Source organism: Arthrobacter sp. JCM 19049, from assembly GCF_001310435.1.
This window is the reverse complement of sequence record NZ_BAXF01000757.1, coordinates 1-840: the sequence shown is the minus strand read 5'-3', so window position 1 is coordinate 840 and position 840 is coordinate 1. Positions and strand designations below refer to the sequence as shown.

Here is an 840-nt window from a genome sequence, read left to right as displayed (position 1 = left end):
GCGGATCCGGCGCAAACCGGCAATCCTTGGCATACTCGGTGGTGGGCCCGCCCCGGCGGCACTGGCCCCGGACCAAACACAGCAACGAGACAAGGAGCACTGTGAGCGAACTGGTGGTTTCACGAACCCTCGGACCGATAGGACACCTGGAGCTGAACCGGCCGGAAAAGCTCAACGCACTGAACCTTGAGATGCTCAGCGAGCTGGATGTGGTGCTGCGCCGCTGGGCCGATGACCCGCAGATCCAGCTGGTGGTGCTCACCGGCCGCGGCGAGCGCGGGTTCTGCGCCGGCGGGGACATTGCCGCCTTCCACCAGGCCGTGACCAGCGGGGACCACAGCGCCTTCCTGCAGCTGCTGGAGCTGGAGTTCAGGATCGACCATTTCCTCTCGGTCTATCCCAAGCCGGTGCTGAGCATCGCCCACGGCATCACCATGGGCGGCGGGATTGGGCTGGCCAGCCACGCCCCGGTGCGGGTGGTGACCAGTGATGCGCGCATGGGCATGCCCGAGGCCCGCATCGGCTACACCCCGGACGTGGGCGGCAGCCACCTGCTGGCCATGGCTCCGGGACACTTCGGCGAGTACTTCGCGATGACCGCCGCCAGCTTCACCGGGGCCGACGCCCCGTTCCTGGGGTTCGCCGACTTGGTCATCGACCCGCAGACCGCTGCCGGGCTGCTCGATGAGCTCGATGACTGGTGGGTCTGGAACCGGCGCAGCTGATCTCCGCGCTGGAGCTGCTGCACGGTTCGGTGCCGGCCAGCGCGCTGCAGGCCGAACAGGCTGGATCGACCACGCCTTCTCCGCCGGCACCGCCGAGCAGGTGCTGCAGCGGCTG

Annotated in this window: 1 protein-coding gene; it reads left to right on the top strand. The window is 68.5% G+C overall.

Annotated elements, in window-relative coordinates:
- The first annotated feature begins 101 nt into the window (after window positions 1–101).
- Window positions 102–725 carry an enoyl-CoA hydratase/isomerase family protein gene (locus JCM19049_RS16025; protein WP_054822045.1) on the top strand — a complete coding sequence of 208 codons (624 nt, stop codon included), beginning with the start codon at window positions 102–104 and terminating at the stop codon, window positions 723–725.
- Window positions 726–840 lie beyond the last annotated feature (115 nt).